The sequence below is a fragment of the Streptomyces sp. NBC_01363 genome (assembly GCF_026340595.1).
Lineage (GTDB): Bacteria > Actinomycetota > Actinomycetes > Streptomycetales > Streptomycetaceae > Streptomyces.
Map to the genome: position 1 here is coordinate 4,854,058 of NZ_JAPEPF010000001.1, position 16,550 is coordinate 4,870,607.

General features: G+C 71.4%; 12 protein-coding genes. 5 read left to right on the top strand and 7 right to left on the bottom strand.

Annotated elements, in window-relative coordinates:
- Positions 1-39: 39 nt before the first annotated feature.
- The 6 genes from OG611_RS22050 to gcvPA form a co-directional block, all read right to left on the bottom strand.
- Complete coding sequence (locus OG611_RS22050) at positions 40-1,257, bottom strand: DUF4032 domain-containing protein (protein WP_266422809.1); 1,218 nt, start codon at positions 1,255-1,257, stop codon at positions 40-42.
- A 104-nt stretch (positions 1,258-1,361) separates the two neighbouring features.
- Complete coding sequence (locus OG611_RS22055) at positions 1,362-2,003, bottom strand: GntR family transcriptional regulator (protein ID WP_266422811.1); 642 nt, start codon at positions 2,001-2,003, stop codon at positions 1,362-1,364.
- Between the two features lie 49 nt (positions 2,004-2,052).
- Entirely contained in the window at positions 2,053-2,799 is a 747-nt protein-coding gene (locus tag OG611_RS22060) for an SDR family NAD(P)-dependent oxidoreductase (RefSeq protein ID WP_266422814.1), read from the bottom strand.
- 45 nt (positions 2,800-2,844) lie between these two features.
- On the bottom strand, positions 2,845-4,011 hold the full coding sequence (locus OG611_RS22065) for an ATP-NAD kinase family protein (RefSeq protein ID WP_266422817.1): 1,167 nt from the start codon (positions 4,009-4,011) through the stop codon (positions 2,845-2,847).
- Positions 4,008-5,609 (bottom strand): aminomethyl-transferring glycine dehydrogenase subunit GcvPB, encoded by a 1,602-nt coding sequence (gene gcvPB / locus OG611_RS22070; RefSeq protein WP_266422820.1) that lies wholly within the window; start codon positions 5,607-5,609, stop codon positions 4,008-4,010. Before gcvPB ends, OG611_RS22065 begins: the two co-directional genes overlap by 4 nt.
- Positions 5,606-6,997, bottom strand: a complete 1,392-nt coding sequence (gene gcvPA / locus OG611_RS22075) for an aminomethyl-transferring glycine dehydrogenase subunit GcvPA (RefSeq protein ID WP_266422823.1) — start codon at positions 6,995-6,997, stop codon at positions 5,606-5,608. Before gcvPA ends, gcvPB begins: the two co-directional genes overlap by 4 nt.
- Positions 6,998-7,221: 224 nt before the next feature.
- Between gcvPA and OG611_RS22080 the strand changes: the two genes are divergently transcribed.
- The 5 genes from OG611_RS22080 to OG611_RS22100 are packed head-to-tail and all read left to right on the top strand — an operon-like array spanning position 7,222 to position 14,494.
- Entirely contained in the window at positions 7,222-8,478 is a 1,257-nt protein-coding gene (locus OG611_RS22080; RefSeq protein WP_266422825.1) for a sugar ABC transporter substrate-binding protein, read from the top strand.
- Positions 8,479-8,482: 4 nt separating this feature from the next.
- A complete protein-coding gene (locus tag OG611_RS22085; RefSeq protein ID WP_266422829.1) occupies positions 8,483-9,409 on the top strand; it encodes a carbohydrate ABC transporter permease in 927 nt (308 codons plus the stop codon).
- On the top strand, positions 9,406-10,263 hold the full coding sequence (locus tag OG611_RS22090) for a carbohydrate ABC transporter permease (protein ID WP_266422832.1): 858 nt from the start codon (positions 9,406-9,408) through the stop codon (positions 10,261-10,263). The genes OG611_RS22085 and OG611_RS22090 overlap by 4 nt, the downstream gene beginning before the upstream one ends.
- Positions 10,260-12,293: a beta-galactosidase gene (locus OG611_RS22095; RefSeq protein ID WP_266422835.1), complete on the top strand. Its 2,034-nt coding sequence runs from the start codon at positions 10,260-10,262 to the stop codon at positions 12,291-12,293. The genes OG611_RS22090 and OG611_RS22095 overlap by 4 nt, the downstream gene beginning before the upstream one ends.
- A gap of 20 nt (positions 12,294-12,313) precedes the next feature.
- Positions 12,314-14,494 carry a trehalase family glycosidase gene (locus tag OG611_RS22100; RefSeq protein ID WP_266422838.1) on the top strand — a complete coding sequence of 727 codons (2,181 nt, stop codon included), beginning with the start codon at positions 12,314-12,316 and terminating at the stop codon, positions 14,492-14,494.
- Positions 14,495-14,535: 41 nt separating this feature from the next.
- On the opposite strand, the gene OG611_RS22105 is transcribed toward OG611_RS22100, so the two are convergent.
- Positions 14,536-16,392, bottom strand: a complete 1,857-nt coding sequence (locus tag OG611_RS22105; RefSeq protein ID WP_266422841.1) for an APC family permease — start codon at positions 16,390-16,392, stop codon at positions 14,536-14,538.
- Between the last annotated feature and the right edge of the window lie 158 nt (positions 16,393-16,550).

Here is a 16,550-nt window from a genome sequence, read left to right on the forward strand (position 1 = left end):
CATGTCCGGCCTGCCGGCGCACCTCTCCGGGAGGGCAGCCTATGCGCAGCCGTCGTCCGGTGTGACCGCCTTCCTGACGTAGTCCTCGACCGCCGCGTCGAGTCCGATGTCGTGCTGGGCCCGCTCGGACAGGTACCAGCGGTGTTCGAGGAGTTCGTGGTAGAGCTCGGCCGCGTCCATCCGGGCGGGCACGTGGTCGCGCGCCGCGCGCACGGTGGGGCGGAAGATCTCGCGGACCCAGCGGTGGGCCAGCACCTCGGTGCGGGCGCCGTGCCGGTCGCCGGGGGCGTAGTCGTCCTGGGTGGCCATCCAGCTCTCCAGGTCGTTGAGGAGCCGTCGCGCCTGGTTCTCCTCGGCGTCCATCCCGGTGAGGCGCAGCAGTTGGCGCTGGTGATGGCCGGCGTCCACGACCTTGGGCACGAACGTGACCGTGTTCCCGTGGTCCGAGTGCGATATCTGCATCTCGGCGACATCGAAGCCCAGGTCGTTGAGACGGCGGATGCGGCGCTCCATGTAATGGTGCTTGCCCGCCGGGTAGACGGAGGTGCGCGTCAGCTCCGTCCACAGCGCCCCGTAGCGCTCCTCGATCTCCAGACCGAACGCGATCGGGTCGATGGACGGGTGCAGCGCGCCGGCCGCCTCCAGGTCGAGCATCTCGCCGCTGATGTTGACCCGCGCGAGCTCGATGTCGTACGAGCGCTGCCCGTCGCTCAGCCGGGGGTGCAGCTCCCCGGTCTCGGCGTCCACGAGGTAGGCGGCGTACGCGCCCGCGTCCCGCCGGAACAGGGTGTTGGACAGCGAGCAGTCCCCCCAGGCGAACCCCGTCAGATGCAGCCTGACGAGGAGGACGGCGAGGGCGTCCATGAGGCGGTGCACCGTGCCGGGGCGCATGGTCGTCTCGAACATCGACCGGTAGGGCAGCGAACCGCCCAGATGGCGGGTGATCAGGACGGGTTCGAGCGGCGATCCGTCGGCCTCGGTCCGTCCGGTGACCACGGCGAGCGGATCGACGGCCGGTATTCCGAGACGGTCCAGCGTACGCAGGAGTTCGTACTCGCGCAGCGCGGGCCGCTCGGCGAGCTCCTTCACGGCCACGGTCTCCTCGCCCGCTCGCACGTAGCGCACGACGTGCCGGGAGATGCCGCGGGGGAGCGGCACGAGGTACTCGTCGGGCCACTGCTCCAGGGGTATGTGCCAGGGCAGTTCGAGCAGGAGGGCCGGGTGTTCGGGGTTGGTGGCGCTGATCTGCAGAGTCATGCGGTCACAGTCCCTGGGTCGTGCGGCGGGTCGACCGCGATCGGACCCCGAAGAGGCGGTGCGGGTCAAGGCCCCGGCCCGATCCGCACCGCCCCCGTGCGGTGTCAGTCCTTCAGATGCTCCAGGATCCGGTGCATCCCACTGTTCCAGTTCTCCTTGAGCGCCGCGACGGCCGCGTCCAGGTCGCCGCGTTGCAGGCACTCGGCGATCCGCTCGTGCTCCTCCGCGGATCGCTCCAGGATGTCCTGGTCGCCCAGGGCCACCCGCTCGTAGCGGTGCATCGTCACCTTCAGGGAGGTGATCAGCTTCATCAGGCGGTCGTTGGTGCAGCCGGACAGGAGCAGGTCGTGCCACGCGTCGTCGTAACGCTCTATGACGTCGTGCGGCGCCTGCGGGGCCGAGAACGCGCGCGCCTCCTCCAGGAGGCGGGGGGCCGTCGCCGCCAGGTGCTCGGGATCGCTGGACTCCAGGGCGAGCGCCTCCAGCGTCGCGACGATCGCGGACAGGTCGCGGAACTCCTGGGCGCTGAGCGGTGTGAAGCGGAAGCCCTTGCCCCGCTCGCTGGTGATGACACCCTCGCGCTCCAGCGTGATCAGTGCCTCGCGCAGCGGAGTGCGGCTGACGCCGAGTTCGGTGGCGAGCTGCCCCTCGTTGATCGGCGAGTTGGTCGCGATCGTGCCGCGCCCGAGGCGCTTGATCAGTTCCTCCTTGACCTGTTCGCGCAGCGGGCGGTTTTCGATTGGCATGTGAGGCTGCCCTCCCCTTCGGTCCGGTCGATTATCCGCTACCGGAAAGTCACGCGGTACCGGCGCCGTCGACCGGGATGACCGCTCCGCTCAGGAACGCCGAGGCGTCGGAGGCGAGGAACGCCACGGTCTGGGCGATGTCGCGGGGCTGCCCGATCCGGCCGAGCGGCCGGTCGGCGGCGTCGGCGTAGAAGGCGTCGGAGCTCTCGCCGAGCTGGCGGGCCTCCTCGGCGAGCATTCCGGTCGCCGTGTCACCGGGGCAGACACAGTTGACGCGGATGTTGTCGGGGCCGTGGTCGATGGCCATGGCGCGGGTCATGTTGACGACGGCGCCCTTCGAGGCGCAGTACGAGACGGCCCGGCCACCGCCGCGGATGCCCCACCCGGAGCCGGTGTTGACGATGGAACCGCCGCCCCGGGCAGCCATCCCGGGGATCACGAGGCGGCTCATCAGCATCACCGAGCGGATGTTCACGGCCATCACCAGGTCCCAGTCGTCCTCGGTGATCTCGCAGACCGTGGAGCGGCGGATGATGCCGGCGTTGTTGAACAGGACGTCCACGCCGCCGAACCGCTCCTGCGCCGTGTGCACGACGGCCTCGCAGTCCTCGCGCCGTGACACGTCGCAGCGCACGAAGGTCCCGCCGGTGTCCTTCGCGGTGCGTTCGCCGCCGTCCGTGTCGATGTCGGCGATCACCACGCTGGCGCCGAGCTCGGCGAGTACCTGGGCGGTGGCGCGGCCGATGCCGGCTCCGCCGCCGGTCACGATCGCGCGCTTGCCGTCGAGGGAGATCATCCTGGGCTCCTTCTGTCCTGGGTCGGGATGTCGGGGGGTACGGGGTCACCCGGCCAGGCGGTACAGCGAGGTGCGCCGCCTGCCGGTGATGACGGGAAGATGGCCGGACAGCTCCGCGTCGAGCGCGTCGTCGCCGGTGTCGAGGAGAAGGGGGCGGCCGCCGAGCGCGGCCAGTTTCGCTTCGGTGCACAGCACGAGCAGGTGCTCACGGCCGCCCGCCGCGCGCAGGACGCGCGGCGAGATCTGCTGGTTGCCGCGGCCCAGGAGGAAGCCCTGACCGCCGATGGGGGAGAGGGCGATCCAGGCAGGGCCGAGCGCGAGGAGGGCGTCCTCGCCGGCCTCGCGTGCCACGGTCCGGGGCGGGTGGCCCGGCCGCAGGGCGAGCACGTCGACTCCGGTGAGCGAGACGTCCGCGCCGAGCGAGGCCGCCACCGCCCGGGTGGTGCTGCCGGGGCCGAGGGCGAGCAGTCCGGCCCCGACGCGCTCGGCGACCTCGGCCGCGATCCCGCCGACGGCATCCGGTGCGGTGGCGGTGCTGCCGGTCTTGCGCTGCTGCACCCGGACCGGTACGTCGGGGACGGGCAGCCACCCGAAGAGCCGGGAGGTGACGCGCCCCTCGCCCAGGGCGTCCTCGTCGCGGTCCATCACCTCGGCGTCCCGCAGCCGGACGTTTCCGGTGCGGGCGAGCCACGCCGCCGCGACCTCGCCCGCGGCGCGCGGGCTGACGGCGAAGACGGCCGAGTGCATCTTCACGCCGGTCGGTACGCCGAGGACCGGGCAGGGTACGTCGCCGAGGGCGCCGAGCACGTCCCGCGCCGTGCCGTCACCGCCGGCGAAGAGCAGGAGGTCGACGCCCTCGGCGACGACGGCCCGCACCGCGGCGGCCGTGTCCTCGGCCGAGGTGTCCCGCCCGGCCCCGGCGGCGTACACGACCTGCCCCGCAAGCCCCGCGGCGGCGACGGAGTCGGCGCCCAGGGGACCGGCGGCGGTGACGACGAGGAGCCCGGAACCCGGCGCGGGGCACCCGGCCCGGGGCGGCTTGCCCGCACGCGCCGCCAGTTCGCCCAGGGCCGCGGCGGCACGCGCCCCCGCCAGGGGGCGTGCGCCCAGCGAGAGTGCCGCGCGGGCCCGGTCCGGGCCGTCGGTGCCGCCCAGGCCCACCCGGCCGCCGAGCCCGGCGACCGGGTTGACCACCAGGCCGATCCTCGTCACCGGCGGCCCGCCTCGCCCAGCACCTTGCGGCGGTAGGCGCGCCAGGAGACCGCCCATGTCGCGGGGTCGTCCAGGGCCTGAGGGCGTACCCGGTGGATGGTCGAACGGTGCGGCGCCGTGCGTACGGTCTCCGGGTCCTCGTACGCCTCGCGGGCGATCTCCGCGAGGATCGCCGCGTACTCGTCGAGGTCGGCGCGCGTGTAGGACTCGGTCGGCTCCAGCGTCATGGGTTCCGGCACCACGTAGGGGTGGTGGCTGGTCCAGTAGTGCGTACCGAAGTCCGCGGCGCGCAGGCCGATGTCCTCGGAGTGCAGGCCGGTGTCCTCGTGGAGCTTCTCCCAGCTGTAGCGGACCTGCTCGACGCGTGGGCGCCCCGCGGCGTACGGGACGGAGACGCCCGGGATCTGCCGGACCTTGTGGAGGAGGTAGTTGTTGTTGAGGACGGCCGTCTCGGCGGCGGCCCGCAGGCCCTCGGCGCCGAGCGACATGATCCACGCGTAGGCGCGGACGAGGTTCGGCACGACGCCGTAGAACGGCCGCATCTTGCCGACCGACTCGGGCCGGTCGTCGTCCAGCCGGTAGGCGCCGGTCTCCGGGTCCAGCTCGACGGTGGGGCGCGGCAGATACGGGGCGAGCTCCTCGGTGACCGCGCAGGCGCCCGCCGCCGGTCCGCCGCACGCGTGGGGAGTCGAGAACGTCTTGTGGAGATTGAAGTGGCACAGGTCGAAGCCCGCGTCCCGGGCGCGTGTGATGCCGAGGATGCCGTTCGCGTTGGCCTGGTCGTACGAGCACAGGCCGCCCGCCTCGTGCACGATCCGTACGAACTCCTCGATGCGCGGGTTGTAGATGCCCGTGTCCTCGGGGTTGGTGATGAGGAGCGCCGCCGTGCGCGGGCCGACCGCCGCCCTGAGGGCCTCGATGTCCGGGTAGCCGTCCGCGTCCGGGTGGAGGGTGATGACCTTGAAGCCCGCCGTCTTCGCGCAGGCCGCGTTGGACGGGTGGGAGAAGATCGTCGTGATGACCTCGTCGCGCTGCTCCCCTTCGCCTCGCGCGGCGAAGTAGGCGCGGATCATCGCCACGTTGGTGTAGATCGCGGCGGAGCCCGCGCCCGGCTGGAGCGAGACCCGGTCCATGCCGGAGATCTCCTTCAGGAGCTGCTCCAGGCTGTGGATGATCCCGAGGACGCCCTGGACCGTGTCCTCGTCCTGGAGGGGGTGCAGCGCCGCGATCCGCGGATCGCGGACGAACTGGTCGTTGACCTTGGGGCTGTACTTCATGGTGCAGGTGCCCTGGCCGACGTCGATGTTGAGATCGGCTCCCAGGTTCTCCTGCGAGAGACGCAAGTAGTGGCGCAGAACCTGCTGTTGGGACATCTCCGGCAGGGCGGGCGGTTCGGCGCGGCGCAGCGCGGCGGGAATCGCGGGCATGCCGAGGGACGGGTCCGCGGCCGGGACGAGAACGCCCCGCTCGCCCGGCGAACCGAGCTCGAAGATCAGCTTCTCGTCCCAGGACGCCTGCTGGAACCGGCGCAGGCGCGGCTTGCCGGCGATGCGCGCTTCCTCCGGGGAGACGGACACGGGCGCGTGCGAGGCGGTCACTTGACGATCTCCTTCAGGGTCGCGGCGAGCCGGTCGATGTCGGACCTGGTGTGGACTTCGGTGACGCAGAACGAGGCCTCGTGCGTGCCGGTCGGTGTGCCGCCGAAGATGCCCCGCTCCTTGAGCTCGGCGCGGATCTCGGCGGCGGTCCGGCCGCCCGTGTAGCGGATGGTGAAGTCGGCGAAGTGCAGGGCGTCGCCGTAGGGGACCTCGATGCCGGGCACCTCGGCCAGGCACCTGCGGGCGTACGCGGTGAGCGAGAGGATCGTCTCGCCGATCTCCCGCATGCCCTGCGGTCCCATCAGCGCGAGATAGACCCCGGCCCCGATGCCGTGCAGCGCGGCGGCCGTGCCGACCCACTCCTTGCCCTCCTCGCGCAGCGCGAACGAGGTCCGTTCGTAGGCGACGTCGCCGAAGCCGTACTCGCCCTCGACGGTCGTCGGCACGAGGCCGAACAGGCGTGAAGGGTACTCGGCGACCAGCCGCTCCTCGTCGCGGGTGGCGATGAAGCCCGCGTTGCCGCCGCCGAAGCTCTGGTGCAGGCCGAGCGGCTGGATGTCGCCGCACGCGATGTCGGCGCCGTACGCGGAGGGCGGTGCGAGCACGCCGAGCGTGAGCGGATTGCAGCCCACCACGTACAACGCCCCCGCGTCATGGGCGAGTTCGGCGAGGCGGGGGAGCGCCTCGTCGACGATGCCGAGCGCGGAGGGCGTGTCCGCGTACACCGCCGCGGTGTCGCCGGCGGCGAGCGCCTCACGCACCGCTTCGAGGTCGGCGCAACCGGTCTCCGGATCGACCGGGACGACTGTCACCTCGTGGTCGGGGCGCACGTAGTCACGTATGCGGGAGAGCTTGTCGGTGTCGATCGCGGTGGCGACGAGCACACGGCGGCGGCCGGTGATCCGGCCGGCCATGCGCAGGGCGGTTCCCGAGGCCTGGAAGCCGTCGTACACCGGGACGTTGACGATCTCGACATCGAGCAGCTCGGCCATCATCGACTGGTACTCCCACAGCGCCTGGAAGCGGCCGTGGTCCTCGTAGGGCTCGCCCGCGTAGGCCGTGAGGAACTCGCTGCGGTTGACCACCTCGTCCACGACCGCCGGTACGTGGTGCTGGTAGCAGCCGGAGCCGAGGAAGCTGAGCGCCTGCCGCGTCGAGGTGTTGCGGGCGAGCAACTCCTCCATGTGGCGGGTGAGTTCCGCCTCCGAACGCAGCGGGGCCGGCAGATCCAGGGGGCGGTGCAGCCGGATGCCGTCCGGGATGTCGGCGTAGAAGTCCTCGACGCCCGTGGCGCCGATCTCCTCCAGCATCGCCTGCCGCACGGCCGGAACGGCGTTCGGGATGTAGGGATGGGCGTAGGGGTGGACGGAGTCCTGGGGTGACGTCATGCCGCGCCTTTCGCGTGAGCCGACCAGTGGGTCGGTCGTGGACCACAGCAGCAAAAGTCTTTGGGTGTACACCTCTTGACGGCAGGCTCCGTCATTCAGTGTTCTGAATACAGCATTAGGCATTCAGGCTCCAGGAGGCAAGAGTGTCAACAGGACCCACCCGACGGGTTGTTCTGGCAACAGGCTTCGCGACCGCGGCATCGTCCCTGGTCAGTGGATGTGCCATGGGCGGCGCGGGCGGCGGCGAGGCCCGCGACATCGGCGGCAGGAAGGACGACGGAGGGGGCAAGGTCACCGGAAAGGTCACCGTCTGGTCGTGGGACGTGGCCGCCAAGGCCATGAAGCGCCTCGCCCGCACCTTCGAGGAACGCCACCCCGGCACCACCGTCGACGTCGTCGACATCGGCTACGACAACGCCTACGACAAGATCATTGTGGGCCTGCGCGGCGGCTCGGGTCTTGCCGACGTCCTCACGGTCTCGGGCAGTCACATGCCGCGCTTCACCGGCAACTTTCCCAGCGGCTTCTACGACCTGACGAGCCTCGGCGGCCGCTACGGAGGCGACTTCGACCGCGCCGCCTGGCGCACCGTCACCGGCAAGGACAGCGCGGTCTTCGCCCTGCCCTGGGACATCGGCCCCTGCGCGCTCTACTACCGGAGGGACCACTTCCGTGCCGCGGGAGTGGACCCCGCGTCGCTGGTGACGTGGGACGACTACGTGACGGCGGGCGTCCGCATCAAGAAGGCCACCGGCCGCAAGCTGCTCATCATGGACTCCACGGACGCCGGGATCCTGCCGATGCTGCTCCAGCAGCAGGGCCAGTACTACTTCAAGGGCGGCCGGGTCGCGGTCGACACCCCGGAGGCCGTGCGGGCCCTCGCCCTGATGAAGACCTTGCAGGACGAGGGTCTCGTCGACTACGAGAAGGGCTGGGACGGACTCGTCACCGGCACCAAGGAGGGCAAGGCCACCACCACACCCACCGCCGCCTGGTGGACGGGCACGCTCACCGACGAGATGCCGGAGCTGAAGGGCAGGTTCGGGGTGGTGCCGCTGCCCGGCTTCACCAGCGACGGCATCCGTACGTCCAACATGGGCGGCTCCACGCTCTGCGTCCCCGCGCAGAGCAAAAACCCCCGCCTCGCCTGGGCGTTCATCGAATTCCTGCTCACCGGCAAGGCCAACCAGGTCTCCATGCTCAAGCGCGAGGGCCTCTTCCCCGCCTATCTGCCCGCGCTCGACGACCCGTACCTGAGCACGAAGCAGGAGTACTTCGGCGGGCAGGCGGCCCTCGACGTGTTCGCCCGGCTCGCCCGCAACATCCCGCCGGTCGAGTACAACAAGGACGACGCGAAGGCCACCGACATCATGGTCTCCGCCGTCACCGGCGTGATGCTGCGCGGCAAGGACCCGCGCGCCGCCCTGGACTCGGCCGCGCGGCAGCTCGCCGCGGCCACCGGCCGCGAGAGGGTGAAGTAGCCCGATGGCCGTCCAGACCACCTACGACCGGCCGGTCGCCCCCGCCCGCGCCCCGTCCCCGGCACGCCGCAGACGCCGGCGCCCCACCGCCTGGCTCTTCGCCGGACCCGCGGCCGCCCTCTTCGCGCTCTTCTTCGCCTATCCGCTGGGCGCGAGCCTCCTGCAGAGCTTCACCACCGAGGACGCCGGAACCACCCACTGGGTCGGACTCGACCAGTACCGGCGCATGATCGACGACCCCGCGTTCCTGGAGTCCCTGTTCAACACCGGGATCATCCTCGTCGTACAGGTCCCCGTCATGATCGGCCTGGCACTCGTCCTCGCGGTCCTGCTCAACCAGTCCTGGCTGCGCTTCCGCGGCACCTGGCGAGCGGTCTACTTCCTGCCCGCCGTCACCACGCTCGTCGCCTACGCCGTCGTCTTCCAGGTCCTCCTCAAGACCGACGGCGGTCTCATCAACCAGATACTCGGCGCCGTCGGCATCGGCCAGGTCGACTGGCTCAACAGCCCCACCTGGGCCCGCGTCTCCCTGATCGCCTCCCTGACCTGGCGCTGGACCGGCTACAACGCCGTCATCCTGCTCGCCGGACTCCAGTCCATCGGCAAGGAGCAGTACGAGGCCGCGGCGATCGACGGCTCCGGCACCCTGTCCACGTACGCGCGTGTGATCCTGCCGCAGCTGCGCCCGGTCGTCCTGTTCTGCGTGATCACCTCCACCATCGGGACGCTCCAGCTCTTCGACGAGAACTACGTCCTCACCCGCGGCGGCCCCGACGACGCCACCCTCACCCCGGTCGTCTACCTCTACAAGGTCGGCTTCCAGCAACTCGACTTCGGCTACGCCGCCGCCATCGCCTGGGTCGTCGTGGCCATCATCGCCGCGGTCTCCGCCCTCCAGTACGTCGCCTTCGGAAGGGAGCGCCGCCGGTGACCGCCCTCCAGCAGGCCCCCGTACGCGTCCACCCGGCCCGGCGCGCCGGCCGCTACCTCGTCCGCCTGTTCCTCGCGGGCGGCGCCATCGTCAGCCTGGTGCCGTTCCTCTGGATGGCGATTGCCGCGACGCACTCCACGTCGGAGCTGTTCCACTCCCCGCCACCGTTCCTGCCCGGCGGACGGCTCCTCGACAACCTCGTCCGGCTCCAGGACTCCATCGGCTTCGGACGGGTCCTCCTCAACAGTGTCGGTATCGCCGTCGTCCACACCGCGCTCAGCTCGCTGATCTCCGCCATGTGCGGCTACGGACTAGCCAAGTACCGCTTCCGCGGCCGGGGCCTGCTGCTCGGCGCCGTGCTCGCCACGATGATGATCCCGTTCCAGGTGCTGCTCGTACCGCTGTTCCAGATGATGGCGAGCGTCGGCTGGATCGACTCCTACCAGGCGGTGATCCTGCCGTTCCTGGCGAACTCCTTCGGCATCCTCCTGATGCGGCAGAGCTTCGTCGACTTCCCCGACGAGCTCCTCGAATCGGCCCGGATCGACGGCTCCGGCGAGCTGCGCACCTTCTACCAGGTCGTGCTGCCGTGTGTGCGCCCACAGCTCGGCGCCCTGGTCATCTTCACGTTCATGGCGCAGTGGAACAGCTTCATCTGGCCGCTGCTCATGCTGAACTCCGAGGACAAATACACCGTGCCCGTCGCGCTCAACACCCTCACGGGGCTCTCCCATGTCGACTACTCGGGCCTGATGCTCGGCTCGCTCCTCGCCACGCTTCCGCTGATGCTCCTCTTCCTGCTCTTCCAGCGGCAGTTCGTCGCCGGACTCCTCGGCGGGGCGGTGAAGGGATGAGCCGCCTGACCCGTGTCCCCGGCGTCCTCTACGGCGGTGACTACAACCCCGAGCAGTGGCCCGAGGAGGTCTGGGCCGAGGACGCCGGGCTGATGCGCGAGGCCGGTGTCACGATGGTGACCGTCGGTGTCTTCTCCTGGGCCCGGCTCCAACCCGGCCCGGACACGTGGGACTTCGCCTGGTTCGACCGGCTCCTCGATCTGCTGCACGCCCACGGCATCGCCGTCGACCTGGCCACCGCGACCGCGTCACCGCCGGCCTGGCTGGTGCGCGCCCACCCGGAGATCCTGCCGGTCACGGCCGACGGCGTACGCCTCGAATTCGGCTCGCGCCAGCACTACTGCCCGTCCTCGCCCGTGTACCGCGCCGCCGCGCTCCGGCTCACCCGCACCCTCGCCGAACGCTACGCACACCATCCGGCCCTCGCCCTGTGGCACATCCACAACGAGTACGGCGACCATGTCACCGAGTGCTTCTGCGCCCGGTCCGCCGACCACTTCCGCACCTGGCTCACCGACCGCTACGGCACCGTCGACGGCCTCAACCACGCCTGGGGCACTGCCTTCTGGTCCCAGCGCTACGGCACGTACGAAGAGATCGAACCGCCGCGCACCGCTCCGGGACCCGTCAACCCGACGCAACTCCTGGACTGGCGGCGCTTCTGCTCCGACGCACTGCTCGAATGCCACCGCGCCGAGCGCGAGGCACTCAGGGAACTCAGCCCCGGCATCCCGGCCACCACCAACTTCATGTCGATGTTCAAGGCACTCGACTACTGGAAGTGGGCCGAGCACGAGGACCTGGTCTCCGACGACGCCTACCCGGACCCCGCCGACCCCCGCGCCCACGTCAACGCCTCCCTGAACTACGACCTGATGCGTTCCCTCAAGGCCGGCCGGCCCTGGCTGCTCCTCGAACAGGCGCCGTCCGCCGTCAGCTGGCGGCCGGTCAACGTCCCCAAGAAGCCCGGACTGCAACGCCTCTGGTCCCTCCAGGCGCTGGCTCGCGGTGCCGACGGCATCATGTACTTCCAGTGGCGCGCCTCCCGCGCCGGCGCGGAGAAGTACCACAGCGCGCTGCTCCCGCACCGCGGCACCGCGTCCCAGGGCTGGCGCGAGACGGTTCGCTTCGGCGCCGAACTCGCCCGGCTCGGCGAGGTCACCGGCGCCACCACCCCGGCGGACGTGGCGATCGTCCTCGACTGGGACTCCTGGTGGGCGCTGGAAGCCGAGGACCACCCCTCCGCCCGGATGCGCTGGCGCGAGCTCCTGCGCCCCTGGTACGCGGCGCTGCACGCCCGCACCGTCACCGTCGACTTCGTGCCCCCGCACGCCGGCCTCGACGGCTACCGCGCCGTCCTCGCCCCCAACCTCCACCTGCTGCGGCCCGAGAACGCCGCACGCGTCGCGGCCTACGTACACGGTGGCGGCCACCTCGTGTGCGGCCCCTTCTCCGGCGTCGTCGACGGCCACGACCACATCCACGACGGCGGCGCACCCGGACCGTTGAGGGACGTGCTCGGCGTGTCCGTCGACGAGTTCTGGCCGATCCCCGACGGTGCGGCGGTGCCCCTCGCCTCCGGCGCCGAGGCCACTCTGTGGAGCGAGTGGATCGAGCCCGAGGGCCCGGACACGGAGGTCGTCGACTCGTACGCGGCCGGCGAGCTGGCCGGCCGCCCCGCCGTCACCCGCCACCGCCACGGCACCGGCACCGCGTGGTACATCAGCGCCCACCTCGGCGACGGCATCGCGGCCGTGCTCGACGAGGCGCTGCGGGCGGCGGGCGTACGCCCCGTGCTCGACGTCCCCGAGGGCGTCGAGGCGACCGTGCGCTCCGGCGCCCGGGGCACGTACCTCTTCGTCCTCAACCACAACGACCACGACACGCGGACGCCACTGACCGGCCGCTACACCGCCGGTGGCACCGACCTGCTCACCGGAGCCGCCGTCCGCGGCCACCTCGGCCTCGGCCCGCTCGGCGCCGCCGTCCTGCGCATCGACACCGACTCCCTGGGAGAGACCGGGAAATGACCCGTTGGAGAGACCGACCCATGACCGCACGCCGCCCCCTGAGCGTCCTGACCGCACTGCTCCTGGCCGGCGGCGCCCTCGCCGTACCGCAGACGGCCACTGCCCACGGACATCCGGAGCCCTCGCCCTCGTACGCCGACGTCCTCGACCTGCACGGCACCCCCGCCGCCGCTCAGCCGGGCGACGACGAGGACAACAACCCCGTCAACGTCTTCGCCGACCGCGGGGCCTGGCACGCGTACGCCCTGCCGAAGGCCGGCGACAAGGATGCCTACGGCGGCTTCTCCGGGCCCCTCTACATCGCCCAGGAATACCCCTGGTGGCTCAGCAAGTCCTTCAGCCGCATCCGCCTCACCGAACACGGCCGCACCCTGGACCTGGCGGGCGGCGGCGCACCCCGTTCCACCTCGCTCCCGGGCCGGCTCCTCCAGTCCTACGACCTCGGCCGCGGCCTGCGCCTCACCCTCGAACTCCGCTTCGCCACCGACCGCACCGCCCTGGTCAGGGCCGAGGTCCGCAACACCGGCCCTGACCCCCGCACCCTGGGCGCCGACTGGACGGGCAGCCTGCTGCGGCCCGCCGACGAACCGATGCGCGACGCACCGTCGCTGACCGCCACCGGCTCCGGCGTCGGCGTCGGCTTCGCGAAGGTCCGCGAGACCTGGGACTACCTCACCGACGGCACGGAACGCTTCGAGGTCACCCACAAGGACCGCGTCCGCACGACGGTGGACGGCGACACCTACCGCACCGAGGCCGTGGAACCGGTGACCCTCGCGCCGGGCCGCGCGCACAGATTCGACTGGACCGAGTCCTACACCTTCACCGCCGCCGAGCGCACGAAGGAGCAGGCGAAGGTCCGCGACGTGCTGGCCCGCCCCGCAGCGGTCGTGTCCGCGTCCGACGCGCGCTGGCGGGGTTACGTCGCCGGGGTGACCCGGGGCGTTCCCGCCGACCGGCGGCGCACGGCCGTGAAGTCCCTGGAGACCCTCGTCACCAACTGGCGCAGCGCGGCCGGGCGGATCAAGCACGACGGGATCACACCGTCGATCTCCTACAAGTGGTTCACCGGCGGCATCTGGGCCTGGGACACGTGGAAGCAGGCCGTCGGCACCGCACGCTTCGCGCCCGAGCTGGCCGAGTCGCAGATCCGCGCCATCTTCGACTGGCAGATCCGGTCCGACTCGACGACCCGCCCCCAGGACGCCGGGATGATCCCCGACGTCATCTTCTACAACGACCCCGCACGCGGCGGCGGCAACTGGAACGAACGCAACTCCAAGCCCCCACTGGCCGCCTGGGCCGTGTGGGAGGTCTACGCGAAGACCGGGGACAGGGCCTTCCTGCGCGAGATGTACCCGAAGCTCGCCGCCTACCAGGCGTGGTGGTACCGCAACCGGGATCACGACCACAACGGTCTCGCCGAGTACGGCGCCACCGTCGACCCGGCCAACAACTCCACCGAGGAACGACGCCTCGCCGCGGCCTGGGAGAGCGGCATGGACAACGCGCCCCGCTTCGACGCCACCCTCGGTACCGGCATCGTCGCCAACAGGGCCGCAGACGGAACGCTCCTCGGCTACTCCATCGACCAGGAGTCCGTCGACCTCAACTCCTATCTGGCCGCCGATCAGGCCTACTTGGCGCGCATCGCCGGTGCGCTGGGCCGAGGCGCCGACGCCAGGCACTGGAAGCAGCGCTCCACCGCCACCTCCACCGCCGTCCGCACGACGATGTACGACTCCGCGGACGGCTGGTTCCACGACACCGCGCTCGGCACCGGCGCACCGCTCACGGCCCGAGGCCGTGGCATCGAGGGCGCTGTCCCGCTGTGGACCGGCACGGCATCCGCCGCACAGGCCCGCTCCGTGCGCGACAAGCTGACGGACCCGGCGGAGTTCGCCACGACCGTGCCCTTCCCGACCGTGGCGAAGAGTTCCCCCTACTTCTCGCCGACCGCGTACTGGCGCGGCCCGGTCTGGTTCGACCAGGCATACTTCGCCCTCGGCGGCCTGCGCCGCTACGGCTACGGCAAGGACGCGGACGCGTTGACGGACCGGCTCCTGACCCATGCGTCGGGCCTCGCGGGCAACGGACCGATCATGGAGAACTACGACCCGACCACCGGGGCACCGCTCAACTCGCCCAACTTCAGCTGGTCCGCGGCGCTGCTGCTGCCGATGCTGACAGGGGACGAGTAGGAGGCGGGGGGAAGCCACGGCGCGTGGGCGCCGCCGTGACATCAGGAGGGCCGGGTATCCAGCAACCGGAACCGCAGCCGACAGACCACCGCCTCCGTCTCGTGGCGTACGGCGTGGGCGACGACCGCGCCCCGCTGGTTCTGCAGGAGCCGCTGCCACACATGGGCCGGTTCGGCCTCGGGGACGAGGACGGTGATCCGGACCCCCGGATCCGCCGCCGTCAGTGCGCGTACGTACGCGGCGACCGGCCGGCCGACCGTGCGGCGGTCCGAGTCCAGCCGGACCAGTGGTACGCCCGGGTTCCACAACTCCCAGTCCCGTGCCAGGGATTCGGCCCGCGACAGGTCCTCGGAATCGGGGTGGCACACCGTGACGGCCCGGACCTCGTCGCCCAGCGACACCGCGGCGGTCAGGGCTTCGCTGGTGAGCCGGGTGAGGGAGGAGACCGGAACCACGACCAGTGAGCGGGTGCGGTACGGGGGATCCGGGATACGGCCGACGCCCAGTCGCTCCCCGATCCTGCCGTACGCCCGGTTCACGCACTCGAAGCAGGCGACCAGCAAGGGCAGGGCGACCACGATCAGCCAGGCGCCGTCATGGAACTTGGTGGCCGTGACGACGACCGCACCGACCCCGGTCAGCAGCGCGCCCAGGCCGTTGAGCAACGCCTTGCCCGCCCACTTCGGCCCGCGGACGCCGCGCCAGTGGACGACCATCCCGGTCTGGGCGAGGGTGAAGCCGACGAACACACCGATCGCGAAGAGCGGGACGAGGGTGTTGGTGTCGCCGCCGGAGAGCACCAGCAGCGCGGCGGAGACGGCCGAGAGGGCGAGGACCCCGTGGCGGTGTACCTGCCGGTCGGCCTTCAGACCGAACACATGCGGCAGGAAGTTGTCCCGGGCCAGCAGTCCGAGCAGCACCGGAAGCCCGCCGAAGGACGTGTTGGCGGAGAGCGCCAGTAGCACCATCGTGGCGAACTGCACGACGTAGAAGGCGAGATGGTGGCCGAACGACGCCTCGGTGAGCTGGGCCAGCACCGTGACGCCCTGCACCGGCTGCAAGCCGAACCGGGAGATGAGCACGGACAGACCGATCAGCATGACACCGAGCAGCACACCGAGCGCGACCTCCGCGCGCTGGGCCCGGCGGACGCCCGGGGCGCGGAACGACGGCACGGCGTTGGCGATGGCCTCGACACCGGTGAGCGCCGAGCAGCCCGAGGCGAAGGCCTTGAGCAGGAGCAGCGCACCGACCGCGGTGGCCTGGTCGGAGAGCGCGGAGGCATGACCGGCCGCGGCCTGGGCGCTCACCGGGGCCGAGCGGAAGAGACCGACCACGATCACCGCGAGGACCGAGCCGATGAACACCGCGGTCGGCACGACGAACGCACGCGCCGAGTCGGCGATCCCGCGCAGATTCACACCGGTGATCAGGGCCAGCACGGCGAGGCAGAGCCATACGCGGTCGTCGTGAAGACCGGGGAAGGCCGAGGTCAGCGCGGCCACTCCGGCGGTGACGGCGACCGCGACATTGAGGACGTAGTCCAGGACCAGTGAGGCGGCGGCGACCAGGCCGGTGCGGCGGCCGAGATGCGTCCGGGCGACCGCGTAGCTGCCCCCGCCGTCCGGGAAGGCGGCGATGACCTGGCGGTACGAGGCCACGAGGACTGCCAGGAGGACCGCGATCGCCAGTGTGACGGGGAGTGTGAAGCCGAGTCCGTGGCCGCCGGCCGCTGCCAGGACCAGGACGATCGCCTCGGGTCCGTACGCCACCGAGGCCATCGCGTCGAGCGAGAGCGCGGCGAGGCCGGTGAGGGAGGTGAGTTTGTGGCGTGCCCCGGCATCGGGGGGCTCCTGGGCGCTCGGCGCCGTACCGGGGGCTGAGGTCAGAACGGACATGTGAGGCGCGGTCCTTCGATCGGGTCCGCCCAGCGTGTGCCCGGGGCCGGCCGCCGGTGACGGGCGCTTGCGCGATCTTGGCGCGAAACGGTGAACTCTTCGCGGGTTCCTGACGCGCGGGGCAGGGACGGAGCGCCGGTTTCCCCGGCCTGCCGTGC